Here is a 24440-nt window from a genome sequence, read left to right as displayed (position 1 = left end):
CGCGACACGCCGGTGAAACGCTGTTACGGAATCGTTGACCCTATCCAATTGCTCACGGTGAGGGTCCGAGCCAGGATCTAAGGTGGTGAGTATGACCCGTTTTCCTGGAGTGACGTCCGAGGACGTCGACACCGATGCGCTGCTCGCAGCAGTTTCCGACGACCGCGCAGGCGCCGTCGTGACGTTCGCCGGTGTGGTGCGCAACCATGACCACGGCAAGTCGGTCACCGGCATCGAGTACAGCGGCCACCCGTCCGCCGGCGACGTGATGGCCGAGGTCATCCGGGAGTTCGAGGACCGCGAAGGGGTCCATGCGATCGTGGCCCAGCACCGCGTCGGGCATCTCGACATCGGGGGAGTGGCCCTCTACGTCGCCGTGGCCGCCTCGCACCGCGTGCAGGCGTTCACCTGCATCGCCGACTTCGTGGACGCGGCGAAGGAACGTCTGCCGATCTGGAAGAAGCAGTTCCTCGCCGACGGCACCCACGAGTGGTCGGCATGCCCCTGACCGGGCACCTCAACCACGAGCGCTACGTCCGCAACATCGACGTGGTCGGCATAGGCGTCGAGGGGCAGCGGCAGCTCCTGGCCTCGAAGGTGCTGGTCATCGGCGCCGGCGGGCTCGGCTCCCCGGCGCTCACCTACCTCGCCGCAGCCGGGGTGGGGCGCATCGACGTGGTCGACGGCGACACCGTCGAACTGAAGAACATGCAGCGCCAGGTGCTGCACACAGAGCTGGGCCGCAACAAGGCCGAATCCGCGGCGGAGCGGATGCGCGCGATCAACCCGGACGTCACCGTCGGGGTGCTGCCGGAGTTCCTCACCTATGAGCGCGCCGTCGACCTGTTCGGTGGCTACGACCTGGTGCTGGACTGCTGCGACACCTTCGGCGCCAAGTTCCTCATCTCAGACGCCGCCCAGGCCGTCGGCGCCCGCGTGGTGTGGGCCACGGCGGTGGGCATGCAGGGGCAGTGTTCGGTGTTCGGGGTGCCAGGCGCCCATGGCGACGCCCTGTATCTACGCGACCTCATCCCGGAGGAACCGGCTCCCGGGGACTACCCGGTGGCCACCGAGATCGGCGTGCTCGGCGCCATGGTGGGCCAGGTCGGCGCCCTGCAGGCGACGGAAGCGATCAAGCTGCTCGCCGGTTTCGGCGAACCGCTGGTGGGTAGGGTCATGGTGCTGGACGCCGCCCGCGCCCGATGGTCGGTGCTCCCGCTCAGAAAGGCATTGTCATGATCAGCGTTGAGGATTACCTGGCCCGGGTGGTGGCGTTGGCCCACCCCCTCCCGGCCGAGGAGGTGGCGGTGGGAGGCGGCTCCGGTCAGGTGTTGGCCGAGGACCTCCCGGCCCGGTTCGCGGTGCCGCCGTTCGACAACTCGGCGATGGACGGCTTCGCGGTGCGCGCCGCCGACCTCGCCGAAGGCGTGCGGCTGAGCGTCGTCGGCGACGTGCCGGCGGGTGCCGCGTCGGCGCCCACGGTCGGCGCGGGGGAGTGCGTGCGGATCATGACCGGCGCCCCCATGCCAGAGGGGGCCGATTCAGTGGTGCCCGTGGAGCAGACGGATCAGCCGATGGGCGATGCGCCGCTGCCCGCGGAGGTGGAGGTGCGCGAGGTGGTCGCCGAGGGGCGTCACGTGCGCCGCCGCGGGGAGGACGTCGCGGTGGGCGACGTCGTGCTCGCCGCCGGCACCCGCTGGGGCCCGGAAACCACCGGGGCCGCGTCGTCGATCGGCTACGCCACGGTGCCGTTGCGCCGCCGCCCCCGGGTGGCCGTGCTGGCCACCGGCGACGAACTGGTCGCCCCCGGCACCGAGCTCGGTTTCGGCCAGATCCCAGACTCCAACTCGTATCTCCTGGCCGGGCTGGTGCAGCGGTTCGGGGGAGAGGTGAGCCTGCGCCGCGCCGTCGGGGACGACCCCGAGGAGTTCCGCGCCGCCCTCGACGAGGCGCTGGCCGCCGACGTGGTGGTGACCACCGGCGGGGTCTCCGTCGGCGCGTTCGAGGTGGTGCGCCAGGTCACCGAGGGCGACATCGACTTTGTGAAGGTCAACATGCAGCCAGGGAAGCCACAGGCCAGCGGGAAGCTGCGCGCCCCGGACGGCCGCGACGTCGCATTCCTCGGCCTACCCGGCAACCCGGTCAGCGCCTGGGTCTCGGCCTGGATGTTCCTGCGCCCCCTCCTCGCCGCCTTCGCTGGCGTCCCGAGTGATCTCGCGAGGAACGAGCGAGATCGTATCGAGGGACGCCTCCACCCAGACTCGATCCTCCTGCCGGTAGGCCAGACGTGGCGCAAATCCTCCAACCGGCGCCAGTACATCCCGGTGCGGCTGATCGACGGCGGAATCGCCCCGTCGCACGCGCTCGGCTCCGGCTCGCACCTCATCGCCTCCCTGCACCTGGCTGACGGCCTCGCCGTCGTCCCGGCCGAACTCGACGGGCCCGGCGAGACCGTCGAAGTACTCCTGACCCGCTGACCGCACCCGCCGCAGAAGTTCGCGAAAGAGTAGATTACGCGCCATGGAATTCACCCATCTCGACGGTCAGGGCCAGGCCCGCATGGTCGACGTCACCGCCAAACAACCGACGGTGCGCTCAGCCACCGCCGTGGCGACAGTGCGCACCTCGCCGGACGTCGTCGACACGCTGCGCAGCGGCACCGTGCCCAAGGGCGACGTGCTCGCGGTTGCCCGTGTCGCCGGCATCGCCGCCGCGAAGAAGACCCCGGATCTGCTGCCCCTGGCCCACATCATCGGCGTCCACGGCTGCGTCGTCGACCTCGAGATCACCGACGAAGGGGTGGACATCACCGCCACCGTCCGCACCGCGGACCGCACCGGGGTCGAGATGGAGGCGCTCACGTCCGTGACCGTCGCGGCGTTGGCGATCGTCGACATGGTCAAGGGGGTCGACCGCTCCGCCGAGATCGTCTCGGCGAAGATCACCGCCAAGAGCGGCGGCCGCTCGGGCGACTGGACCCGCCCGAACTAGTCGGGATCACCGGCACCAAGCTGCGCACCATCGACGCGTCGCTTCTCCAATGGCTTGGACCAGAAGATCGACGACACGGGGAACTCATCCCCTCCTGATTTTCAGGGGTGCGGGGCGGAATCGGGCAGCGTCATGTCGTGGTCCGCGCCGTCGAGCTGCTCGACGATGTGGGTCAGCAGCGGGCCCACCACCGCCATGGTGTCACGCACCCCGCCCCGGGAACCGGGGGCGTTGATCACGAGGGCGCGCTTGGCGTCGTCGAAGACGAGCACCCCGGCGACCCCGCGGCTCAGCAGCGCCAGCGGCTGGATCTGGCTGCCCCGGCGCCGCACCTCCTCCATGAGGCCCGGCAGCTCGTAGGTGATCAGCTCGCGGGTCACCTCGACCGTCACATCGGTGGGGCTGACCCCGGTGCCGCCGCTGGTGACGACCACGCGGGCCCCGGCCGTGACCACGGCGTCCCAGATGGCCTGCCGGATCTGCTCCGGGTCGTCAGGCACGATCACGCGATGGGCGACGGTGAACCCGGCCGTCTCCAAAGCGCTGGCTGCGATGGGCCCGGACCGATCCTCATACACCTGGGCGGCGGCACGGTCGGAACAGATGATCACGGCGGCGGGATAGGTCATGGCCCACATTCTAGGGCCATGAACAACTTCTTTGGATCAATCCCGTAACGATGTGCTAAACCGTAAGTGCGGTGAGATATGGTGACTTTATGACGCATTTGAGGATTAATGAGGCTGCCGCGTTGCTCGGCGTCAGCGATGACACCGTTCGTCGCTGGATCGACTCCGGGAAACTGCGCGCCACCGACGAGCAGGGTAAGAAAGCCGTCGCGGGGGAGGACCTCGCCGCCCTCGTGAAGGATCTGGCCGATGACTCGCTGGATTCGCTCGATTCCGGGGTCGGGGTGCGCTCGGCCCGCAACCACCTCACCGGCATCGTGACCCGCGTGGTCTCGGACCGCGTCATGAGCCAGGTGGAGATGCAGTGCGGGCGCTACCGCATCGTGTCGCTGATCTCCACCGAGGCGGTCGAGGAGTTGGGCCTCAAGGCCGGTTCCGTGGCCACCGCCGTCATCAAGGCCACCAATGTCACCATCGAAGGAAGGACCGCACGTGCGTAAGTTGCTCGCCACCGCCGCGGCCGCGCTGCTGCTCGCAGCCTGCGGCCAGACCACCCCGGCCGAGACAGGGGCCACGGATGCCCCGCCCGCAGAGACGCAGGCCGCCGGCGCCGATCCCATCGTGTTCGCCGCCGCGTCGCTCAACCAGATCCTGCCCGAGATCGAGCCCAACGCGAACTACTCCTTCGACGGCTCCTCCGGCCTCGTCGACCAGATCGCCGGCGGCGCACCGGCAGACGTGTTCGCCTCGGCGGACAAGAAGAACATGGACCGCGCCGTCGAAGAGGGCCTCATCGACGGCGAACCCCAGATGTTCGCCACCAACTACCTCGTGCTCGTGGTGCCCACCGGCAACCCCGGCAACGTGACCGGCTTCGACGACTCGCTCGACGGCGTCAAGCTCGTGATCTGCGCCGAAGAGGTGCCCTGTGGCGCGGCCACCAAGAAGTTCGCCGACGCCAACGAGCTCACCCTCAAGCCCGTCTCCGAGGAGACCAAGGTCACCGACGTGCTGGGCAAGGTCGCCTCCGGCGAGGCCGACGCCGGCCTGGTCTACGCCACCGACGCCGCCAGCTCCGACTCGGTCGAGATCATGGACGTGCCGGGCGCCGAGGATGACCCCAACACCTACTGGGTCGCCGTCGTCAAGGGAGCCGCCCACGCCGAGGCCGCCCGCGCGTACGTGGACAGCCTCGTGGGCGAATGGGTCGACGACCTCCAGCACTTCGGGTTCGGGCCGCCACTATGAGCATCCCACGCTGGGCCTGGGTGCCGTTCGGGGTGGCGCTGGCGCTGCTGGCCGTCCCCATCCTGGGGCTGCTCGTCCGCGCTCCCTGGACCCGCCTGCCTGAACTCCTGACCTCCGAGAGAGCGCTCGACGCGCTCGGCCTCAGCCTCGCCACCTGCGTAGTCTCCACCCTCCTCGTCCTCATCATCGGGACGCCGACGGCGTTGGTGCTGGCCCGCTCGACGGGGCGGTGGACCGGCTGGGTGCGCACGCTCGTGACCGTGCCCATGGTGCTGCCGCCGGTCGTCGCTGGCCTGGCCCTGCTGACCACGCTCGGCCGCCGCGGCCTCCTCGGCCAGCACCTGTCCGTAGTGGGCATCGAGATCGGCTTCACCACCGCGGCCGTCGTCGTCGCGCAGACCTTCGTCGCGCTCCCGTTCCTCGTGGTCTCGCTGGAGGGCGCCATCCGCACCGCCGGGGGCGACTACGAGCGCGCCGCGGCCCACCTCGGGGCCAGCCCCACCCGCACGTTCCTCACCGTGACCATGCCGGTGCTCGCTCCGGCAGTCGCCAGCGGCACCGCCCTCGCGTTCGCCCGCGCGCTGGGGGAGTTCGGCGCCACCCTCACCTTCGCCGGCTCGCTGCAGGGCGTCACCCGCACGCTGCCGCTCGAGATCTACCTCCTCCGCGAGACCGACACCGACCTCGCCCTCGCCCTGGCCGTCGTGCTGCTCGCGGTGGCCGCGGTCATCGTCGGCCTCTCCCAGCGGCTGAGGGGCAGCCATGGCTGACGCGGTGCGCATCGACGCGACGGTGGCGGCCCGCGGCCTGGACCTCGACGTCGGCATCCCCGAGGGCCGGACGGTCGCGGTCGTGGGGCCGAACGGGGCGGGCAAGTCCAGCCTCATCGAACTCATCGCCGGCGGGCTGCTGCCCGACACCGGCACCGTCAGCCTCCGCGGGCGCGAACTGTCCTCACCGAAGCGGGCCGTGCCCATGCACCAACGCCCCTTCGGCCACCTGGAGCAACGCGCGTTGCTCTTTCCGCATCTCACCGTCCTGGACAACGTGGCCTACGGGCTCCGCTCCCGCGGGATGGGCAGGACCGAGGCGCGCGCCCGGGCGGCCGCGGAGCTGGCCGCGGTGGGGCTCGAAGGCTACGGGGAGCGCCGGCCGCAGCACCTGTCGGGCGGGCAGGCGCAGCGCGTGGCGTTGGCCCGCGCACTGGCGACGGATCCCGAGGTGATGCTGCTCGACGAGCCCTTCGCCGCCCTCGACGCCACCGTCACCCCGGAGCTGCGCCGACTGCTGCGATCTAGGCTGCAGGGGATGACCACCGTGCTGGTGACCCACGACTTCCTCGACGTGGTCTCGCTGGCCGACCGCGTCGTCGAACTGGCCGATGGCGCCGTGGTGGGCGACGGCCCCGTGGACGTGCTGGTGCAACGCCCGGAGACCTCGTTCCTGGCCGGGTTCGTCGGCCTCAATCTGCTGCGCGGCCGGGCACGCGGGGGTGAGCTGGCGCTGGGCGAGGGCGTGGCGGTCTCCGGCATCGCTGAAGAGGAACTGCCCGACGGCGAGGCCCGCGCAGTGTTCCCACCCACCGCGGTGTCGATCTTCCGGGCGGCCCCGCATGGCTCGCCGCGCAACGAGCTGCCCGCCGTCGTCGAGCTGATCGAGGACCGCTGGCCCGTGCAGCGCATCACCCTCACCGTCGCCGGTCAACGGCTGGCGGCGGACCTCACCCCGGCCGCGGTGCGCGAACTCGGCCTCGCGCCGGGGGACCGGGTGGTGGCGGTGCTGAAGGCCACCCAGGTGGCCCTCCGTCCCTCCGGTTAGACCACGACTCCGTCGAGGAGGCGGACGACGCGATCGGCGCGCTCCATCAGCAGCGGGTCGTGCGTGGTGACGATGGTGGCGATGCCCAGCTCGTGGGTGAGTTCCACGATGAGGTCCATGATCGTGGCCGCGGTCTCGGAATCGGGCCTGGCGAAGTGCCCAGCCCGGCCACGTCGTCATGCGGCCTAAGAGTAGGGGTAGAGTTCGCCCCGTGCTGGGCAATGATCATTCCGGGGCTTTCGAGGGCCCGAAGGAAGAATGCGGCGTCTTCGGGGTGTTCGCCCCGGAAGAGGATGTTGCGCAACTGACCTACTACGGCCTGTTCGCCCTCCAGCACCGCGGGCAGGAGTCCGCGGGGATGGCGGTGTCCAACCTCGAGCGCATCATGGTGTTCAAGGACATGGGTCTGGTGAGCCAGATCTTCGACCAGGCGACGCTGAGGTCGCTGCAGGGCCGCCTCGCCATCGGGCACACCCGCTACGCGACGACGGGGGCCAGCGTGTGGCAGAACGCGCAGCCCACCTTCCGCTCCGTGCAGGGCAAGGGGTTGGCGCTCGCACACAACGGCAACATCACCAACACGCATGAGCTGGAGGAGTGGCTGGCCGAGCTCGCGCCGTCGGAGCAGCACGTCTCCAAGCAGAAGGCGATGGATTCGACCAACGACACCACGCTGATCACCGCGCTGATTGCCGCCTTCCCGGGGCAGGGCATCGAGGACATCGCGATGACGGTGCTGCCGCGGATCAAGGGCGCCTTCTGCCTCACCTTCATGACCGAGACCACGCTGTTCGCCGCGCGTGACCCGCAGGGGGTGCGGCCGCTGGTGCTGGGGCGCCTGTCGAACGGCTGGGTGGTGGCCTCCGAGACCGCCGCGCTGGACCTGGTGGGCGCCAGCTTCATCCGCGAGGTGGAACCCGGCGAACTGCTGACCATCGACGAGGGCGGCATCCGGTCCCGCCGGTTCGCCGAAGCCAAGCCGAAGGGCTGCATCTTCGAATACGTCTACGTGGCGCGCCCCGACACGACGATCGCCGGGTCGAGCGTCAACGCCGTGCGGATCCGGGTGGGGGAGAAGCTGGCCGAGGAGTGCCCGGCCGAGGCGGACATGGTCATCCCCGTCCCGCAGTCCGGCATCCCGTCGGCCGTGGGTTTCGCCCGCGCCTCCGGCATCCCCTACGGCCAGGGCCTCGTCAAGAACAACTACGTGGGCCGCACGTTCATCGAGCCCAGCCAGACGATCAGACAGCTCGGCATCCGGTTGAAGCTCAACCCGCTGCGGGAGGAGATCGGCGGCAAGCGGCTCGTCGTCGTCGACGATTCCATCGTGCGCGGCAACACGCAGCGCGCGCTGGTGCGGATGCTGCGCGAGGCGGGCGCCGCGGAGGTGCACGTGCGCATCTCGTCGCCGCCGGTGGAGTGGCCATGCTTCTACGGCATCGACTTCTCCACCCGCGCCGAGCTCATCGCGCCCGGGCTGACCGTCGACCAGATCTGCCGCTCCATCGGGGCGGATTCGCTGGGCTTCGTCTCGCTGGAGGGGCTCACCGAGGCCACGCAGGTGCCGGCCGGGAACCTGTGCCGCGCCTGCTTCGACGGCAACTACCCCATCGCCATCCCACCGGCCCAGGCCGAACTGCTGAAACTGGAGAAGATCACGTGACCGAGCAGAAGAGCGCCTACGCAGCAGCCGGCGTCGACATCGAGGCGGGCGACCGCGCCGTCGAACTGATGAAGGCCCACGTCGCCCAGACCCGGCGCAACGAGGTGCTCGGCGGGCTCGGCGGGTTCGCCGGTTTCTTCGACGCCTCCGCCTTCAAGCACTACGAACACCCCGTGCTGGCCACCTCCACCGACGGCGTGGGCACCAAGGTCGCCATCGCGCAGGCCATGGACAAGCACGACACGATCGGTTTCGACCTGATCGGCATGCTCGTCGACGACCTGGTCGTCGCCGGCGCCGAGCCGCTGTTCGTGACGGATTACATCGCGTGCGGCAAGGTGGTGCCCGAGCGGATCGCGGCCATCGTGAAGGGCATCGCGGAGGCGTGCGTGGCGGCCGGCTGCTCGTTGCTGGGCGGCGAGACGGCCGAACACCCCGGGCTGTTGAGACCCGACGAGTACGACATCGCGGGCGCCACCACCGGTGTCGTCGAGAAGTCGAAGATCCTGGGCGCTCAGCGCGTTCGCGCGGGCGACGCGGTCATCGCGATGGCCGCCTCCGGCCTGCACTCCAACGGCTACTCCCTGGTGCGGCATGTGCTGCTGGAGCAGGCGGGGTGGTCGCTGGACCGCCACGTCGACGAGTTGGGTCGCACCCTCGGCGAGGAACTGCTGGAGCCCACGAAGATCTACGCCCTCGACGTGCTGGAACTCATCCGCGAGGTTGAGGTGCATGCCATGAGCCACGTCACCGGCGGCGGGTTGGCCAACAACCTGGCCCGCGTGATGCCCGGTGACCACACCGCCGTGCTGCAGCGCTCCAGCTGGACCCCGCCGGCCATCTTCCAGCTGGTGCAGGAGGTGGGCGAGGTGTCGCAGCCGGACATCGACGCCACTCTGAACATGGGTGTGGGCATGGTGGCCATGCTGCCGCAGAGCGAGGTCGACGCGGCGCTGGCGCTGCTGAAGGGTCGCGGCGTGGAGTCCTGGGTGCTGGGAGAGGTGCAGGCCGTCGAGGGTCCCGGCGCCGCCGTCCTGGTCTGACCCGGTGACCGGGGAATTGCGCTACCTCAGCGACGCCGCCGTCGAGGCCGCGCTGCCGTCGCCCGAGCGCGCCGTCGAGCTTGCGGAGCAGGCGCTGCGGATGCGTGCCGACGGCGAGGCGCAGGTGCCGCCCAAACCCACGGTGACGTTCGGGGACAACGCGTTCGCCAACGCCATGCCTGTGTCTGCGCCGGGGTTGTTGGGCTGCAAGTGGATCACCCTGGTGCCCGAGAACGCCTCGTTGGGGCTGCCGACGGCCAACGGCCTGATGATCGTCAGTGATGCTGAGACGGGCGCGCCCGTGTGTCTGATGGCTGCCGGGGCGCTGACCGCGCTGCGCACCGCTGCGGTGACCGGTGCCTCCCTGCGGGCGTTCGTGCCGGTCGATGAGCCGGTCGTCTTCGTGGGCACCGGCACGCAGGCCCGCTCGCACCTGCGGGTGCTCGCCGTGTTGGGGTACCGCGACGTGACCGTCGTGGGTCGCCGGGCCGAAGCGCTCGAGGACGTCCGGGGCTTTGCTGCGGGAGTTGGGCTGGAGATTGCGGTGTCGCAGTCGCGTGGCGCCCTCGCCCGCGCTGGGGCCATCATCACGGGGCTGCCCATCGGGCTTCACGGTTCAGAGCTCGACGGCGAGCCGCTGCGCGACGACGTGGTGCTGCTGCCGCTGGATTACGCCAGCTCGGTGGGCGCCGGCCTGGCGTCGACGTGCATCGTCTGGTCCGACGATGTGGACCAGTTCGCCGCCGTCGCCCCCGCGAAGCTGGGGGAGGATTACCCGCTGGCGACCGACTGGGTGGGTCGTCGTCTGGCAGAAGGGCGCCCGATCGGCCGTTTGCTCTGCCAGAACCTGGGCAACGCGGCCAGCGACATCGTCGTGGCCGCCGAGGTGGCCGCCAACGCGGCGGCCCTCGGGCTCGGCGTCGCCCTCGCCTGAGTGGCGCCAGGCTGGTCCGCGCCGTACAGGTGCTCGCCCAGCAGCGGTGTTCCTCCGCCAACCGTTGGCCCAACTCCTTCGACATCTGCTCGAAGTGGTGGTTGCAGGCGTCGATCTCCTGCTGCAGCGACTGCAGGCTGCCGGCTGGCGCTCCACTTCGACGGCGACCGAGGCGTCGGCGCTCGGCCACCACCTCTTCCCGCAACGCGCTGAGATCCTTGGCCAGTTCCGGTGAGCCGGGCTCGCCGTGGACCTGTTCGAGGGAGCGGATCAGCACGTGGCCGCGGGAGATCTCGCTCCAGGCCAGCCGCCAGGCCGCGAGTTTCGAGGCCACGCCGGGACGTGGCAGCCCGAGGTCGCCTTCCATGCGTTCGGGTAACACTCGCGTCCTTCTTCCCCCAGCCTAGACGGAGCACAACCGCCGTGGTGAAGGTGCTGGGGAGGCTTCAGAGGTTTCGACACCGCTCGTAGAACTCGCGGGCTCAACCAGCGCGGGCACGATGCTCAGTGGCCAATGACGATGGGCAGGGGCCGTGCGGGCGGGCGGGGGCCGGGTCAGTAGGCTCAGCACCGTGAGCAACGCAGCAGATGGATTCTTCGGTCAGTACGGCGGACGGTTCGTGCCGCCCCAGCTCGAGACGCCCCTTGCGGAGGTGGCTGAGGCATACCAGGAAGCGATCGCTGACCCGTCGTTCATGGCGGAGTATGACGCGCTCCTGACCGACTACGTGGGGCGGCCGTCGCCGCTGTTCAAGGCCGAGCGGCTGACTCAGGAGCTCAGCGGCGCCACCATCTATCTCAAGCGCGAAGACCTCAACCACACGGGCGCACACAAGATCAACCACTGCCTGGGTGAGGGGCTCCTCGCGAAGCGGATGGGCAAGAAGAAGTTGCTCGCCGAGACCGGTGCCGGCCAGCATGGCGTCGCGCTCGCCACCGCCGCGGCTCTGCTGGGGCTCGAGTGCGAGATCCACATGGGCGCCATCGACATCGAGAAGCAGCGACCCAACGTCGTGCGGATGGAGCTTCTCGGGGCCACCATCGTGCCAGTCACAAGTGGCGGCGCGTGTCTGAAGGATGCCGTCGACTCGGCCTTCGACGTGTTCGCAGCCGACTACAAGGACACCTTCTTCGCGATCGGCTCCGTCGTCGGCCCGCACCCGTACCCCACCATCGTGCGCGACTTCCAGTCCATCGTCGGGCGCGAGACCCGCGAACAGATCCTCGCCAAGGAGAACAAGCTGCCGGACGCTGTGGTCGCCTGTGTGGGTGGTGGATCCAACGCCATGGGCATCTTCAACGCATTCCTCGACGACGAGTCGGTCAAGATCTTCGGCGTGGAGCCCGCCGGCCGCGACCTGAGCACCATCGGCGAGCACGCGGCCACCATGACGCACGGCACGCACGGCATGCTGCACGGCATGAAGACGATGGTGCTGCAGGACGAGGACGGCGAGCCGTCCGCTGTGCACTCCATCGCCTCCGGCCTGGACTACCCCGGCATCGGGCCGCAGCACGCGCACCTGCGCGACATCGGCCGCGTCGAGTATGTGCACGCCTCAGACGACGAGACGCTCGACGCGTTCAAGCTCCTGTGCCGCACCGAGGGCATCATCCCTGCCCTGGAGTCCTGCCATGCGCTGGCCCATGCGATGCGGATCGCCCGGTCGATGAGCCGCGACGAGGTCATCGTGGTCAACCTGTCCGGCCGTGGGGACAAGGACATCGACTACGTCGCCGGGCGACTCGAGGAGTCCGGCAAGTAGCCGAGACCCAATTCCTCGGCGGCTGCCCGTAGCCGCTTGTCCCTGGTCCACAAGCTGGTGCCTTCGGTGATGGCGACTGAGCCCAGAAGATGCACGTCAACGGCGCTGAGGCCCCGCCCCCACAAGGCCCGCCGCTTGACGAACTCGAGGAACTCGGAGTGCGTCAGGGCGGGAAGGCGTAGGAGTTCGTTGATTGATTCGAGGAACGCCTCGCGGTTGCGGATCGACCCCAGTGCCAGTTCGTGGATGACGAGCGGGTGGGTCCTGATCGCTCCGGCCACCAGGTGTTTCCGAAGCGCTTCCTCAGGGCGATGGAGGTGATCGATCCAGATGGATGTGTCGGCGAGAATCACCGAGGCTCATCCCGACGTCGGTGGGGCGCTGCCGCGTCAGGATCGCTTCCTCCCAGTGCTGCCAGGCGGCGGGCGCTCTCGGCGCGGATCAGCGCGTTGAGCCCTTCCCTCAGAAGGGCGGAGCGTTCGCTGATGCCGGTCAGTTTGCTGGCCTTCTCCAACAGTTCCTCGTCGAGGGTGACAGTCGTGCGCATGCATCAATATTCGCATCATGCGATGCCTGAATCAATGCTCCTCATCAGGGGATCAGCCACACTAAAGGGGGTTGGACGACGACTGGACGCTGGCTAGCCTGGAAAGCACCCCAACAATAGGAGATGACAATGTCCAAGCTGTCCGGCAAGAAGGTCGCTTTCCTCCTGACCGATGGTTATGAGGATTCCGAACTCACCAGCCCCTGGGAGACGCTCGAGCAGGAGGGCGCTGAGCTCACCTTGGTCGCCCCAGAGAGCGGCGAGGTGGAGGGCAAGAATGGTCACACCCAGAAGGTTGACAAGGCCAGCGCCGACGTCAAGGCAGCAGATTTCGACGCGCTCGTCCTGCCCGGCGGCGTCGTCAACGCCGATCACCTGCGCATGGACGAAGCCTCGGTGAAGTTCACCCGCGACTTCTTCGCGGAGCACAAGCCGGTGGGCGTGATCTGCCACGGCGGCTGGATCCTCACCGAGGCCGACGTGCTGAAGGGCCGCAAGCTCACCTCGTACTCCAGCCTGCAGACGGACCTGCGCAACGCCGGCGCCGAGTGGGTCGATGAAGAGGTCGTGGTGGATCAGGGCCTGGTCTCCAGCCGCACGCCCGACGACCTGCCCGCCTTCAACAAGAAGCTCGTCGAGGAGATCGGCGAGGGCAAGCACGAAGGCCAGACCGCCTGAGAATCAAGGAGAGGAAACGGTCGCATGCCCCCTGTAGAGGGGCATCTGCGAGTATTCTCCCCCCAATTCTTGCGAGGTCGCCGGTCCCGTCAGGGGCCGGCGACCTTGATGCTTCTCGGCGTGGCAGCGGAGCCCAGTTCTCGGCGCAGTTCCTTGACGGCCAGGGTCCCGGAGGTCCACGGCCTGCACCGGCGCCTCCCCGCCCCGTGCCCACACGGCCTCAGCGAGCGATTCCAGCTCAGGGCGCCGTCGGGCCACCAGCACGAAGCGCGTGCCGGGCGAGGCCACGGATTCCACGAACGCCCTGCCGATGCCAGCAGAAGCGCCCGTGACCACCACCAGCCTTCCGGCCAGGAGGTCACGGGCGCGTTGCTGCATCTGCTGCAGCGATCAGAGCGAGTCGATGATCTCGTTGAGCGTGCCGCTGGGGCGCATCACCGCGGAGGTCTTCTCCTGATCCGGGCGGTAGTAGCCGCCGATGTCGGCCTTCTTGCCCTGCACACCGATCAGCTCGTCGAGGATCTGCTGCTCCCTGTCCGCCAGCGCCTGCGCGACCGGCTTGAAGGTCTCAGCCAGTGCGGCGTCGTCGGTCTGCGCGGCCAGCTCGTCGGCCCAGTAGCGGGCCAGCCAGTAGTGCGAACCGCGGTTGTCGATGCCTCCGACGCGGCGCGTGGGCGACTTGTCCTGATCGAGGAACTCGCCGTTGGCGCGGTCCAGCGTGGCGGCCAGCACCGCGGCGCGGTCGTTGCCCTCCGTCTGTGCGAGGTGCTCGAACGAGGCGGCCAGCGCCAGGAACTCGCCGAGCGAATCCCAGCGGAGGTAGTTCTCCTCGACGAGCTGCTGCACGTGCTTGGGGGCGGAGCCGCCCGCGCCGGTCTCGAACAGGCCGCCGCCGGCCATCAGTGGAACGATCGACAGCATCTTGGCGGAGGTGCCCAGCTCGAGGATGGGGAACAGGTCCGTCAGGTAGTCGCGCAGCACGTTGCCGGTCACCGAGATGGTGTTCTCGCCCCTGCGGATGCGCTCGATGGTGTACTTCGTGGCCTCGACGGGGCTCATGATCTCGACGGTGAGCCCGTCGGTGTCGTGATCCGCGAGGTAGGTGTTGACCTTCTCGATGAGGTTGCGGTCGTGCGCGCGCTCCGTGTCGAGCCAGAAGACGGCCGGCCAGCCGGTGAGGCGGGCGCGCGTGACGGCCAGCTTCACCCAGTCCTGGATGGGGGCGTCCTTCGTCTGGCAGGCGCGCCAGATGTCGCCGGCGGCCACGTCATGGCTCATGAGGACGTCCCCGGCGGAGTTGACCACCTCGACGACGCCGTCGGCCTGGATCTCGAAGGTCTTGTCGTGCGAGCCGTACTCCTCTGCCTTCTGTGCCATCAGGCCCACGTTGGGGACGGTGCCCATGGTGGACGGATCGTAGGCGCCGTTGGCCTGGCAGTCCTCGATCACGGCCTGGTAGACCCCTGCGTACGAGGAATCAGGCAGCACCGCGAGGGTGTCGTCCTCCTCACCGTCCGGGCCCCACATGTGGCCGGAGGTGCGGATCATGGCGGGCATCGACGCGTCGACGATCACGTCCGACGGCACGTGCAGGTTGGTGATGCCCTTATCGGAGTTCACCATGGCGAGGCGGGGGCCCTCTGCGATGCCGGCCTCGAAGGCGGCCTTGATCTCGGCGCCGTTGGCCAGCTTGTCGAGGCCCGCGTAGATGGCGCCCAGGCCGTCGTTGGCGGACAGGCCGGCGGCGGCCAGATCGGCACCGTACTTCTCGAAGACCTGCGGGAAGAACGCCTTGATGACGTGGCCGAAGATGATCGGGTCCGAGACCTTCATCATGGTGGCCTTGAGGTGGACGGAGAACAGAACGCCGGCCTCCTTGGCCTTGGCGACCTGCTCGGCCAGGAACGCGTCGAGCGCGGCGGCGCGCATCACGGTGGCGTCGACGACCTCACCGGAGAGGACCCTCAAGTCGTCCTTGAGGACGGTCTCGGTGCCGTCGGCGGCGCGGTGGCGGATGGTCAGGGTGTCGTCGGCAGGAAGCACAACCGACTGTTCGTTGTGGCGGAAGTCGTCTGCGCCCATGGTGGCGACGGCGGTCTTGGAGTCGTCTGTCCACGCGCCCATGCGGTGCGGGTTCTTCTTCGCGTAGTTCTTCACCGATTCCGGGGCGCGGCGATCAGAGTTGCCCTCGCGCAGCACGGGGTTGACGGCCGAGCCCATGACCTTGCCGTAGCGGGCGCGGACGTCGCGCTCCTCGTCGGTCTGGGGGTCCTCCGGGTAGTCCGGCACGTCGAAGCCCTGGCCCTGCAGCTCGGCGATGGCGGCCTTGAGCTGGGGCACGGAGGCCGAGATGTTGGGCAGCTTGATGATGTTGGCTTCGGGCGTCTTCGCCAGTTCGCCCAGCTCGGTGAGGGCATCGTCGACCTTCTCCGTGAGGCGGTCCGGGAACTGGGCGAGGATGCGGCCGGCCAGCGAGATGTCGCGCGTCTCGATGTCGACTCCCGCCTGGCCCGCGAAGGCGTTGATGATGGGGAGAAACGAGAACGTGGCGAGCAGGGGGGCCTCGTCGGTGAGGGTGTAGATGATCTTGCCCATGGGTTGAGAACTCCTAGAGTCGGGATGCGCCTCCTCAGCTTAGCGATCGCGCGATGACGTTGTACCTGTTCGTCGGTTGCGAACAGGAGGTGAGCGACCTGCGTGGTGCTTTGGACTAATCGGGTCCATTGGGTAGCCTGTACCCCACGAGTTAGTGACCAGATCCGCGGCAAGTACGCGATGAGCAAAGCAAGGGGGTCGACCCGATATGGGGCGCGGCCGTGCAAAGGCGAAGCAGACCAAGGTCGCACGTGAGCTCAAGTATCGTTTGGTGGAGACTGATTTCTCCTCCCTCGAGCGTGAGTTGCGTGGCGACGTTGTCGACGAGTTCGACGACCGGGAAAACGAGGAACCTGACCCCTACGCAGAGTTGGCAGCGGAGTACGAGATTCCTGAGGACGATGACCTCGGCGACTACCGCCGCTCTTCCTGACAGTCCACTCGCATGACCGGCTGGGTCCCCGACACCGAGCTGCCGGGATACGAACAGCGCCCGATCGAGCTGGGTGACGAACCCACCTACGCCAAGGAGCCCGAAGGTTCCCTGGCGGCCACCGTCGTGCGCCGGAATGCGCCGACGGCGACGCGTGCGGTGCTCTACGTGCACGGGTGGAACGACTACTTCTTCCAGCGGCACCTGGCCGACGCGATGGCCGGGTTGGGCTACGACTTCTACGCCCTCGACCTGCGCCGGTACGGGCGCTCCCTGCGCGCCGGGCAGCTCGCCGGCTACATCGGCGAGGTGCACGACTATTTCGTGGAGCTCGACGCCGCCGTCGACATCCTGCAGGGGGAGGGGCACGACGAGATCGTGCTGATGGGCCATTCGACGGGCGGGCTCACGTGCGCCCTGTACGCCCACGAGCGGCCCGGCACCTTCTCCGCCGTCGTCCTCAACGCGCCCTGGCTGGAGGCGCACGGCAACACGCTGCTGCGGCCCGCCCTGAGCGCCGCCAGATCTGTTGCTCCCACCACGGTGGTGCCCGTCAACGACTCGGGCTTCTACCGGCGCGCCATCTCCGCAGACGAGGACGGGGAATGGGAATTCAACCTCAACCTCAAGGGCGACCCGGACTTCAAGGTGCGGTTCGGGTGGCTCGCCGCCATCGCCAAGGGCCAATCCGATGTCGCCGAGGGGCTACGGATCGACTGCCCGGTGCTGGTGGCCATCTCGCAGCGGTCGCTGTTCAGCAGGACGTGGAGCGAGGAGCACCAGTTGGCCGACACCGTGCTGGACGTCAACCTCATCGCGGCCAGCGCGCCGAAGCTGGGCGACACCGTGGTGATCGTGCGGGTCCCCGACGCGATGCACGACCTGACGCTCTCATCCGAGGCCGTCCGCGCCGTCGCGTTCGCCGAGTTCGGGCGCTTCCTGCGCTGCTACGCCCGTCCCTGAGCGGCTTCTCGCGCAGAAGCAGAAACCCCCGCGCTGGGCGGGGGGTTGCAGGTGTCGTGGTGGCCAGGGCCGGGGTCGAACCGGCGACCTTCCACTTTTCAGGCGGACGCTCGTACCAACTGAGCTACCTGGCCGTTTGGCTGGGCGTTGCCGCCATACCAGCGACCCCGACGGGACTCGAACCCGCGACCTCCGCCGTGACAGGGCGGCGCGCTAACCAACTGCGCTACGGGGCCAATTTCTTGACCTGGCCGGTTTCCCGACCTTGCTGGGGTGAACCAGCCCGGTAACTATAGCGTGACTTCCTCGCAGTTGTCACATCGGGTGAAACCCGTTGTCGCTACCGGTTTGTCGCCCCCGCCGAGGTGTGGACGGCATCGCATCCCCAACGGGATTCGAACCCGTGCTACCGCCGTGAAAGGGCGGTGTCCTAGGCCGCTAGACGATGGGGACTAGCTCGTAGAAGTGTAGAGACTTCCGCCCGGGGAGGCAAACGGCCTCGCGGGCGTCAGCCGTAGGTGTTGATGTGGACGTGGTCGTAGTGGTTGGCGGTGTCGTTGCCGCGGGAGGCCATGGGGCGCCAGCCCTCAGAGTTGCGCTGCACGGACCAGATATTCTGCCCGAAGATGATGTAGTTGATGTTGAACTTGCTCGCGTTGGCGCGGTAGTAGTTCGCGATCTCCCAGCCGAGCGCCTGGTTGGAGCGGTACCGCGGGATCATCACGTCGACGGCGCGGCCGGCCGGATGGTCGGGTGTGACGTCGCGTCGCCAGCCGTACTGCGTGGTGATCTGCGGGAAGCGGCCCCACACGTCCCAGGCGATGGCCTGCACGTTGGCGTTGGTCTTTTCCAGGCCCGACGAGTAGCCCTTGTTGATGTCGCCGCCGTTGCCCGGGTTTGCGCCGCTGGAGGAGGAGGCGGGCGGCGTGGTTGAAACATAGCGTGCCGTGACCCAGCGCAGTTCGCCGTTGTGCACGATCTGCGCGCGGCCGTTCTCGACGATCCCGGTGACCTGCAGCTCGCCGCCCCGCGGGATCTCGCCGTTGTAGCGGGAGCCGGTGCTGGCCGCCCAGATGTTGAGCACGGTGGTGGCGTAGCGCTTGGAGGTGGACGGCGTGCTGGGGGCCGACGGCGCGTCCGCCGTGAGCGGGACGGGCGTGAGGTACTGGGCGGTCACCCAGCGCACGGCACCGTTGTAGATCACCTGCGCGAGGCCGTCCTTCTTCTCGCCGGTGACGTCGAAGATGGTTCCCGCCGGGGCGTCGCCGAGGCTGGAGGAGGTGGCGGTGGGGGAGGGGCGCACCATCAATGCTGCTGTGGCGCGGGCCTTGCCGGTAGCCATGGGCAGCGACGACACGGCCGAGGCCGCCGTTGCGCTGAGGTAGCGTGCGGCGGCCCAGTAGGTCTTGCCCTGGTAGGTCACCTGGGCGAACTCGCCGCTGACGGTGCCGGTGAGCTCGAGCCGGGTGCCGCGCTTGACCACCAGGCCGACACCGTCGTTCAGTGACGGGCCGGTCCGCAGGTTGAGCCCCGCAGTGGTGTAGACGGTGCCCTTCGTGGACTGCCTGGTGCCGTTGCGCACCTCGGAGGCCGGGGCGCCCGAGAGCACGCTGTTGCCGCGCAGGTACACGCTGGCGACGTAGGCCTTCTGCCCGTTGAAGGTGACCTGGGTCCAGCCGTCCTTCGAGGCATGCGCGGGGAGGCGTTGGCCCCTGTCGAGCACGGCGAGGCTCTTGCTGGCCGTGGTGGGCCCGGTTCGGACGTGGACGCGTGTTTTCGCGGTCACCTCGCTGTTTGTGGCGTCGGCCAAGGGGCCGAGCGCCACTCCGCCCAGCCCTTGGGCCAGGACGGCGATGCCGACCGTGGCCGCACCGAGCTTCAGGCTCTTGAGTGCCTTCTTCACGTGACTCCCTCGTCGTCTTCCCAGAAAAGAGGGGACGTGTCGCTTCCCCGGGCCGTTGGGTGGCCCCGACACATCCCCCACTCCGGAGGACACTAAGGAGGAAGTGGCAACGTGAACAACCGAACTTGAGAGCTTCCTTAGAGCTTTCAAGGCGACACGCCGGAAAGTGTGAGGGAAGTACCGGGGTGTAGTTCCGCCCATGTCATCCGTGAAAACCGCTCTGGCTTGGGGTTTCATGCGCTGCGTCGGGCGGGCGAGACCAGGCTGCTCTTTATGAGAGGCGTTCAGGTCTTTCAGGTTCGGCTCAACTCAAGTCGAGCTTGAGGTTGACCCCTTGAGGTTGAGGTTCAGTGGACCCAGGTACGAGATCCGGTGCTCGACCAGTGGGTGGCTTTCCCCAGCGCGGGCTCAGGGACGTATCCGGCTTGGAGGTCCAACACACTCAGCTGGGTGGCGCCGGTGAGCTCGGCCAGCCGTGTGCGTTCCCGTTGGTCGGCCTTGGCTGCGACGACGGCCAGCCCCAGCGCCCGCCTGTTGGCCGCCAACGTCGTGAGGACATCGGTGTGGAAGCCGTCGGCGACGATGACGAGGGGCGTCTCCGCGGTGGCCGATCGCAGCGGCGCCAACAGTTCCCGCATGGCGGTGACCTCGCCGTCGACCACCAGGACGCGCGGGTTGTCCCGGGAGGCGCCATCAGGGTTGGTCGCGAAATCCGGGTGCGCGTGCCCGAACGCGAAGCCCTCGCCCTGTTTGGGGAGGTCGCGCTCACGCCCCGTGCCAGGGGCGGGAAGGTCATCAATTTTGTCCTGGGTGATGTAGCGGGGCACGTGGGAGTCGACGGCGGGGTGGTCCCGGCGGGGCGCAGGCTCACCTGCCCCTGAGATCTGCCGGGCGGCGCGGCGGTCCAGCAACACTGCGCCGGCCAGGACGAGCAGGCCGACGGCGACGACGATGACGAACCAGAACCACGGGGGCATGCCTCCAAGCGTGCCACGCCGAAGTCGCGCTATCCTGTCCAGGCCCCTATAGCTCAGCTGGCAGAGCAGTGGACTTTTAATCCATGGGTCGCGGGTTCGATCCCCGCTGGGGGCACCGCACGGGTCGGCGTCGACGAGGACGCAGCGACAGGCTGAGGTGATGGCCGGCCCCACCCGACGCCCGGCACGGGTGATCGATTCGGGCCAGTTGCCACGCCTCTATCATATCGATAACATCGAGTTATGGCGATGTAATCGCCAGTGGCGCGTATGGGTGTTCCGCCTGCGAATGGTGCACGAGTGTGAGGGGTCTCGATGGGTGCTGGACATGATCACGGACCGAGTCCGGAGGAAGTGGCCCAGGCGCCGGACTCCCGGCGCAGGTTGGCCGTGGCGTTCGCTCTGGTCTTCGCCATCGTCGTAGCGCAGGGCGTCGGCGCCTGGGTGACGGGGAGTCTGGCGCTGCTGGTGGACATGGTGCACTCGCTCACCGACTCGGCCGGGCTGCTGGTGGCGCTAGTGGCCGCGACCCTGATGATCCGGCCTTCGAGCACCAGACACACCTGGGGATTCCGCCGGATCGAAGTACTCGCCGCGCTCGGTCAGGCGGTGCTGCTCGTCGGGGCGAGCGGCTATGCGCTGATGGAGGGCATCGAGCGGTGGGCGAACCCGCCCGAGGTCGCCGCGTCTGAGCTACTCGTGTTCGGCATCCTGGGGCTGATCCTGAACTTCGCGGCGATGATGGTGCTCGCCTCCAACCGGGGCGCGAACCTCAACATGAAGGCGGCCTTCCTCGAGGTACTCATGGACGCCCTCGGCACTCTGGCCGTGATCGTCTCGGCGATCCTCATGATGACCACCGGCTACCAGCGCGCCGACACTCTCGCCGCGATCGCCATCGCCCTGATGATCGTCCCGCGAGCCGCGCTGCTCATCCGCGAGACGACGAGTGTGCTGATGGAGTTCACCCCGCGTGGCCTCGACCTCGATGAGGTACGCCGCCATCTGCTCTCGATGGACCACGTGCAGGACGTGCACGACCTGCACGCCTCCACGGTGGCCACCGGACTGCCCACCCTGTCAGCGCACGTAGTGCTCGACGACTCTTGTTTCACCGACGGGCATGCCGTCGAGATCTTGGCGCACGCGCGCCGTTGCGTCGCCGAACACTTCGACGTCGCGATCCATCACACCACCATCCAGTTGGAGACCGAACGCCACAGCGAACACGAGGCCGCCGGCGCTCTGCATCCCTGAATGCCGCGTCAGGGGCTTCGGTACGGTAGTCGTCCTACCCGTGAGCCTCCTGGCTCGCCCGCGAGATGGCGGCCGTGCCGTGCACCGGACACAACGTCACCGCGTCGCCTGTCAGTGCGAGCACCCGCTCCGCCGCCGACAGCAGGCCGACCAGCGCTTCGGGATGTGCGAGAGAGTAGACCGAGGCACGCCCCTCCGAGCGCACGGTCACCATGCCCGTCTCGCGCAGACATGCCAAATGCTTGGACACGGTGCTCTGCGACAGCCCCAGGTGTGCAGTCAGATCAACCACCCGGTGCTCGCCGAGCTGAAGATGGTGCAAGATGACCAGCCGGGACGGATCGCTGAAGCTGTGGAACAACGAGGCCGCCGGGGTGATGGCCTCGACCTCACCGCCGGCCGCAGACCGCGCCCTGTTCGTCTTCATCGCCATACATCGATGTTATCCCCTGCAGTTGAGCATGGTCGAACTCTCGTCCACCTGTGCGCGTCCAGCAAGGTGATCGCTGAGGTTGGGATGATGTTCGACCTCGAGCTTCTTCCAGGCCGTGCCCGCTTCGGTCAGCTCTGCGGGGGCGGGCCGGCGGGCGGACCCACGGGCGGCCCCGACGGGGGACCGCTGGGCGGAGGCGGCGGCGTGGGTGGGCCCGGAGGGGGCGTCTGCTGGCCATAGGGCTGGCCCTGCGGCGGGTGCTGCTGCCCCTGCTGCTGGTACGGCTGGCCCTGGGGGTACGGGTTGGCCTCGGGCCCCTTCTTCTTCCGCGTGACGAGGAAGATCACCGCGCCGATCGCGGCCAGGCCCAGCACGCCGAGGGTGATCCACAGCCACAGCAGGTTGCCGCCGGAGTTCTCCGCGGTGGCCTTCAAGCCTTCTGCGGTGAACAGGTCTGACGGGTTGGTCCAGGTCACCGTGGTGCCTTCGAGGGTGGAGGAGCCGTTGTGTGTGAGGACCTTGCCCGGGAACGTGACGCTGATCCGGAAATCCGAGAACATGTCAGCGCTGAGTTCCTGGCCGCCGGACTCCTGACCTTCCATGTGGAAGGTCCACACGTCGTCGACGAACGTGATCGAGGTGCCGCCCTCGTTCATGTCCGCCAGCGAGGCGGTGCCGCTGATGCGGCAGCCGGTGTACCCGTCGTCGCCCTCATCGGCGTACGGCTCAGCCTTCCCGCCCTCGTCGACATCGAACCCGTCCTGGTCACAGAAATCCGGCATCTCGCTGCCCATCTCCTTGGCAGCGGAGTTCCTCATGCCGATGTCTGCGGCCAAGTGGATCTCCTCATCGCTGACGATCTCATAATCGGCTGTCATGCGGATGCAGGAGGTCATCAGCAGCAAGAGAGGGATGGCGAGGAGCGTGATCACGCGGCGGGTGAACTGTCTCATGGAATGACCGTACCGCGAGCGGCCGACAAAGTAGCTACGTTTCGGCAACGGAAGGCTCGGGGTGGTCCAGCCAAGGCGGGTCGATCACCACCGGATCTGGATGCCTCTCCCACTGTCGCCACCACTCGTCCGCGCCGTCTGGCAGCGGGATGCCGTGGGCGGAACGAACTGTGTCGCGGAGCTGCACCTTCGCGCTGCGCAGCCGTTGCACGTCGCGGCGGGTGGGCTCCTCGAGCGCCAGATACTGCTCCTCGAGTTGGACGATCCGCATCCGCAACTCGATGATGCGACGGTGCCGCGCCTCGGCGTCGGGCCCCAGCTCCAGGTGTTCCTCGGCGGCGCGGAGCCAGCCGTAGGCGGCGTTGATGTCGATCAGCCCGGGGTGCACCGACATGGCGTCATGGACGCTCAACTCCGGATGGATGACCGTGGCGTCGGTGGAATGCGCGTAGGCGAGCTCGTCGCGGCCGGCCTCGTCGATGAGGATCTCGGTGGAGCGCATCACGATGGCGAACAGGTCAGCCTCCGCCATCGAGGCGCGGTGCTGCACCCCCAGCCCCTGCGAGCTGACCACGTAGTTGCGGGCCGCGCCCAGGTGGCCGATCGCCAACTCGGCGGGCAGGTTCTCCCTGGCCCCACCGTCGACGTAGGTCTCCCCGCCGATCGGCACCGGGCGGAAGACGGCGGGGATCGAGCAGGAGGCCAGGATGCCGAGCGCGAGGTTGCGCGGGTGATCGTCGAAGTGTTCGTTCCAACGCCCCACCAGCTGCCCGGTCTCCGTCATGTAGCGCAGTTCGCCGGTCTCGAGGCTGACCATCGCCACGCGCAGGGTCATGCCCGAGGCGGCGACCCGCTCCGGCACGAACATCTCGTCGTCGAGCAACTGGGCGAGCACCGGGCCGGGGCGGTACATCGAGCGTGAGCGCTCCGCGCCCATGGCAGCCGCGTTGAGGTCGCCCAGCCTCACCTTGCCCAGCGCGGAGGCCATGGCGCCGATCGAGGCCAGGGACCACTCCGAGCGGATCTCCTCATCCGGTTGCAGCGCCAACTCCAGCGGGTTGGGCTCCGACCCGTGGAGTTGCTCGTGCCTGGTGGGCTCCTGCTGTTGGCGGCGGAACGGCAACTGCGGCAGTTGCGGCAACTGGAGCAGCGGCTGGCGCGGCCTCTGCGGCTCCGGTTTCACGGGCTTCATCAGCTCCATGAGGGTGGGGCCCTGCTGTTCCAACGTGGCGTACCAGGGTCGCGGGGTGAACATGTCGTCCGAACTGCGCATGCCCTCCCAGATCGACCTCAGCCTGCGGAGATAGGTGTACTGCTCGTCATTACTGCCGCCCTGAGCCAGTGTCCCCGCGATGATGGAGCCGGCTGAGGTGCCCACGAAGATCGTCGGGGTGAACTGGTCGTCGTGCCGGTAGAGGTAGTCGAGGGCCCCCAACTGGAAGCTGGCCCGCGACCCGCCACCTGAGAGCGTGCAACTGACCACTTTCGGCTGGGGGTCCTTCGCGAAGAAGTCCAGCCCGAACCAACCCTTACCAGCCATGGGTACAGCCTACTTGGACGCATGGGAGGTTTCGACACGACCACGGCCCTGGTTCCTCAGGCGTGGGCG

At 68.4% G+C, this 24440-nt stretch carries 28 protein-coding genes and 4 tRNA genes; 18 read left to right on the top strand and 14 right to left on the bottom strand.

The window, feature by feature from the left end:
* Positions 1-91 precede the first annotated feature (91 nt).
* From BN1186_RS02195 to moaC, 4 genes are read left to right on the top strand one after another with little or no spacing between them, the layout of a single operon-like run.
* Positions 92-508: a molybdenum cofactor biosynthesis protein MoaE gene (locus BN1186_RS02195; protein WP_040282152.1), complete on the top strand. Its 417-nt coding sequence runs from the start codon at positions 92-94 to the stop codon at positions 506-508.
* On the top strand, positions 499-1239 hold the full coding sequence (locus BN1186_RS02190) for a HesA/MoeB/ThiF family protein (RefSeq protein ID WP_082031079.1): 741 nt from the start codon (positions 499-501) through the stop codon (positions 1237-1239). Before BN1186_RS02195 ends, BN1186_RS02190 begins: the two co-directional genes overlap by 10 nt.
* Entirely contained in the window at positions 1236-2477 is a 1242-nt protein-coding gene (locus BN1186_RS02185; RefSeq protein ID WP_040282150.1) for a molybdopterin molybdotransferase MoeA, read from the top strand. Before BN1186_RS02190 ends, BN1186_RS02185 begins: the two co-directional genes overlap by 4 nt.
* A gap of 43 nt (positions 2478-2520) precedes the next feature.
* Entirely contained in the window at positions 2521-2991 is a 471-nt protein-coding gene (moaC, locus tag BN1186_RS02180; RefSeq protein WP_040282148.1) for a cyclic pyranopterin monophosphate synthase MoaC, read from the top strand.
* A 101-nt stretch (positions 2992-3092) separates the two neighbouring features.
* On the opposite strand, the gene BN1186_RS02175 is transcribed toward moaC, so the two are convergent.
* The gene (locus BN1186_RS02175; RefSeq protein WP_040282146.1) at positions 3093-3620 is read right to left on the bottom strand and encodes a MogA/MoaB family molybdenum cofactor biosynthesis protein; all 528 of its coding nucleotides are present in this window, start codon (positions 3618-3620) and stop codon (positions 3093-3095) included.
* An 89-nt stretch (positions 3621-3709) separates the two neighbouring features.
* On the opposite strand from BN1186_RS02175, the gene BN1186_RS02170 reads away from it, so the two are divergent.
* From BN1186_RS02170 to BN1186_RS02155, 4 genes are read left to right on the top strand one after another with little or no spacing between them, the layout of a single operon-like run.
* On the top strand, positions 3710-4120 hold the full coding sequence (locus BN1186_RS02170) for a TOBE domain-containing protein (protein ID WP_040282145.1): 411 nt from the start codon (positions 3710-3712) through the stop codon (positions 4118-4120).
* Complete coding sequence (gene modA, locus BN1186_RS02165) at positions 4113-4868, top strand: molybdate ABC transporter substrate-binding protein (protein ID WP_246043214.1); 756 nt, start codon at positions 4113-4115, stop codon at positions 4866-4868. Before BN1186_RS02170 ends, modA begins: the two co-directional genes overlap by 8 nt.
* Complete coding sequence (locus tag BN1186_RS02160; RefSeq protein WP_040282141.1) at positions 4865-5638, top strand: ABC transporter permease; 774 nt, start codon at positions 4865-4867, stop codon at positions 5636-5638. The genes modA and BN1186_RS02160 overlap by 4 nt, the downstream gene beginning before the upstream one ends.
* On the top strand, positions 5631-6686 hold the full coding sequence (locus BN1186_RS02155) for a sulfate/molybdate ABC transporter ATP-binding protein (RefSeq protein ID WP_040282139.1): 1056 nt from the start codon (positions 5631-5633) through the stop codon (positions 6684-6686). The genes BN1186_RS02160 and BN1186_RS02155 overlap by 8 nt, the downstream gene beginning before the upstream one ends.
* Here BN1186_RS02155 and BN1186_RS16200 read toward each other — a convergent pair.
* Positions 6683-6805 carry a hypothetical protein gene (locus BN1186_RS16200; protein WP_281278429.1) on the bottom strand — a complete coding sequence of 41 codons (123 nt, stop codon included), beginning with the start codon at positions 6803-6805 and terminating at the stop codon, positions 6683-6685. The two genes, BN1186_RS02155 and BN1186_RS16200, sit on opposite strands and share 4 nt — an antisense overlap.
* 59 nt (positions 6806-6864) lie before the next feature.
* Between BN1186_RS16200 and purF the strand changes: the two genes are divergently transcribed.
* The 5 genes from purF to trpB all read left to right on the top strand — a co-directional run bounded on the left by purF (position 6865) and on the right by trpB (position 12092).
* Positions 6865-8349: an amidophosphoribosyltransferase gene (purF, locus tag BN1186_RS02145; RefSeq protein ID WP_040282137.1), complete on the top strand. Its 1485-nt coding sequence runs from the start codon at positions 6865-6867 to the stop codon at positions 8347-8349.
* Positions 8346-9392 carry a phosphoribosylformylglycinamidine cyclo-ligase gene (gene purM / locus BN1186_RS02140; RefSeq protein WP_040282135.1) on the top strand — a complete coding sequence of 349 codons (1047 nt, stop codon included), beginning with the start codon at positions 8346-8348 and terminating at the stop codon, positions 9390-9392. Before purF ends, purM begins: the two co-directional genes overlap by 4 nt.
* Before the next feature lie 4 nt (positions 9393-9396).
* Entirely contained in the window at positions 9397-10326 is a 930-nt protein-coding gene (locus BN1186_RS02135; RefSeq protein ID WP_218975378.1) for a hypothetical protein, read from the top strand.
* Between the two features lie 46 nt (positions 10327-10372).
* Positions 10373-10561, top strand: coding sequence for a hypothetical protein (locus tag BN1186_RS02130; RefSeq protein WP_040282133.1), 189 nt, complete (start codon positions 10373-10375; stop codon positions 10559-10561).
* Between the two features lie 337 nt (positions 10562-10898).
* On the top strand, positions 10899-12092 hold the full coding sequence (gene trpB, locus BN1186_RS02125; RefSeq protein WP_040282130.1) for a tryptophan synthase subunit beta: 1194 nt from the start codon (positions 10899-10901) through the stop codon (positions 12090-12092).
* Here trpB and BN1186_RS02120 read toward each other — a convergent pair.
* Positions 12056-12445 carry a type II toxin-antitoxin system VapC family toxin gene (locus tag BN1186_RS02120; protein ID WP_040282125.1) on the bottom strand — a complete coding sequence of 130 codons (390 nt, stop codon included), beginning with the start codon at positions 12443-12445 and terminating at the stop codon, positions 12056-12058. The genes trpB and BN1186_RS02120 overlap by 37 nt on opposite strands.
* Positions 12442-12639, bottom strand: coding sequence for a type II toxin-antitoxin system VapB family antitoxin (locus BN1186_RS02115; protein ID WP_040282122.1), 198 nt, complete (start codon positions 12637-12639; stop codon positions 12442-12444). The genes BN1186_RS02120 and BN1186_RS02115 overlap by 4 nt, the downstream gene beginning before the upstream one ends.
* A 129-nt stretch (positions 12640-12768) precedes the next feature.
* On the opposite strand from BN1186_RS02115, the gene BN1186_RS02110 reads away from it, so the two are divergent.
* Positions 12769-13317: a type 1 glutamine amidotransferase domain-containing protein gene (locus BN1186_RS02110; RefSeq protein WP_246043212.1), complete on the top strand. Its 549-nt coding sequence runs from the start codon at positions 12769-12771 to the stop codon at positions 13315-13317.
* Positions 13318-13320: 3 nt separating this feature from the next.
* On the opposite strand, the gene BN1186_RS16430 is transcribed toward BN1186_RS02110, so the two are convergent.
* Positions 13321-13695: an SDR family NAD(P)-dependent oxidoreductase gene (locus tag BN1186_RS16430; RefSeq protein ID WP_040282117.1), complete on the bottom strand. Its 375-nt coding sequence runs from the start codon at positions 13693-13695 to the stop codon at positions 13321-13323.
* Positions 13696-13707: 12 nt separating this feature from the next.
* On the bottom strand, positions 13708-15912 hold the full coding sequence (locus BN1186_RS02100; RefSeq protein ID WP_040282115.1) for an NADP-dependent isocitrate dehydrogenase: 2205 nt from the start codon (positions 15910-15912) through the stop codon (positions 13708-13710).
* A 208-nt stretch (positions 15913-16120) separates the two neighbouring features.
* Between BN1186_RS02100 and BN1186_RS02095 the strand changes: the two genes are divergently transcribed.
* Both BN1186_RS02095 and BN1186_RS02090 read left to right on the top strand, forming a co-directional pair.
* A complete protein-coding gene (locus BN1186_RS02095) occupies positions 16121-16345 on the top strand; it encodes a DUF3073 domain-containing protein (protein WP_040282113.1) in 225 nt (74 codons plus the stop codon).
* 12 nt (positions 16346-16357) lie between these two features.
* Positions 16358-17308 carry an alpha/beta hydrolase gene (locus tag BN1186_RS02090; protein ID WP_040282111.1) on the top strand — a complete coding sequence of 317 codons (951 nt, stop codon included), beginning with the start codon at positions 16358-16360 and terminating at the stop codon, positions 17306-17308.
* A 57-nt stretch (positions 17309-17365) separates the two neighbouring features.
* Here BN1186_RS02090 and BN1186_RS02085 read toward each other — a convergent pair.
* The 5 genes from BN1186_RS02085 to BN1186_RS02065 all read right to left on the bottom strand — a co-directional run bounded on the left by BN1186_RS02085 (position 17366) and on the right by BN1186_RS02065 (position 20188).
* Positions 17366-17442 (bottom strand) — tRNA-Phe (locus BN1186_RS02085).
* A gap of 28 nt (positions 17443-17470) precedes the next feature.
* Positions 17471-17544 (bottom strand) — tRNA-Asp (locus BN1186_RS02080).
* 144 nt (positions 17545-17688) lie between these two features.
* Positions 17689-17761 (bottom strand) — tRNA-Glu (locus BN1186_RS02075).
* Positions 17762-17816: 55 nt separating this feature from the next.
* The gene (locus BN1186_RS02070) at positions 17817-19211 is read right to left on the bottom strand and encodes an SH3 domain-containing protein (RefSeq protein WP_040282109.1); all 1395 of its coding nucleotides are present in this window, start codon (positions 19209-19211) and stop codon (positions 17817-17819) included.
* Between the two features lie 347 nt (positions 19212-19558).
* Positions 19559-20188 carry a hypothetical protein gene (locus BN1186_RS02065; RefSeq protein WP_040282107.1) on the bottom strand — a complete coding sequence of 210 codons (630 nt, stop codon included), beginning with the start codon at positions 20186-20188 and terminating at the stop codon, positions 19559-19561.
* A 42-nt stretch (positions 20189-20230) separates the two neighbouring features.
* Between BN1186_RS02065 and BN1186_RS02060 the strand changes: the two genes are divergently transcribed.
* A tRNA-Lys gene (locus tag BN1186_RS02060) sits at positions 20231-20303 on the top strand.
* A gap of 200 nt (positions 20304-20503) precedes the next feature.
* On the top strand, positions 20504-21445 hold the full coding sequence (locus tag BN1186_RS02055; protein WP_040282104.1) for a cation diffusion facilitator family transporter: 942 nt from the start codon (positions 20504-20506) through the stop codon (positions 21443-21445).
* Between the two features lie 34 nt (positions 21446-21479).
* Here BN1186_RS02055 and BN1186_RS02050 read toward each other — a convergent pair whose 3' ends face one another.
* The 3 genes from BN1186_RS02050 to BN1186_RS02040 form a co-directional block, all read right to left on the bottom strand.
* Positions 21480-21878 carry an ArsR/SmtB family transcription factor gene (locus tag BN1186_RS02050; protein WP_052459667.1) on the bottom strand — a complete coding sequence of 133 codons (399 nt, stop codon included), beginning with the start codon at positions 21876-21878 and terminating at the stop codon, positions 21480-21482.
* Between the two features lie 128 nt (positions 21879-22006).
* The gene (locus tag BN1186_RS15350) at positions 22007-22831 is read right to left on the bottom strand and encodes an LppM family (lipo)protein (protein WP_180348999.1); all 825 of its coding nucleotides are present in this window, start codon (positions 22829-22831) and stop codon (positions 22007-22009) included.
* A 34-nt stretch (positions 22832-22865) separates the two neighbouring features.
* Complete coding sequence (locus tag BN1186_RS02040) at positions 22866-24371, bottom strand: patatin-like phospholipase family protein (protein WP_052459665.1); 1506 nt, start codon at positions 24369-24371, stop codon at positions 22866-22868.
* Positions 24372-24440 lie beyond the last annotated feature (69 nt).

Source organism: Tessaracoccus massiliensis (genome assembly GCF_000826065.2).
Classification (GTDB): Bacteria; Actinomycetota; Actinomycetes; order Propionibacteriales; family Propionibacteriaceae; genus Arachnia; species Arachnia massiliensis_A.
The sequence above is the reverse complement of the archived record's forward strand: the minus strand, read 5'-3'. Positions and strand labels throughout refer to the sequence as shown.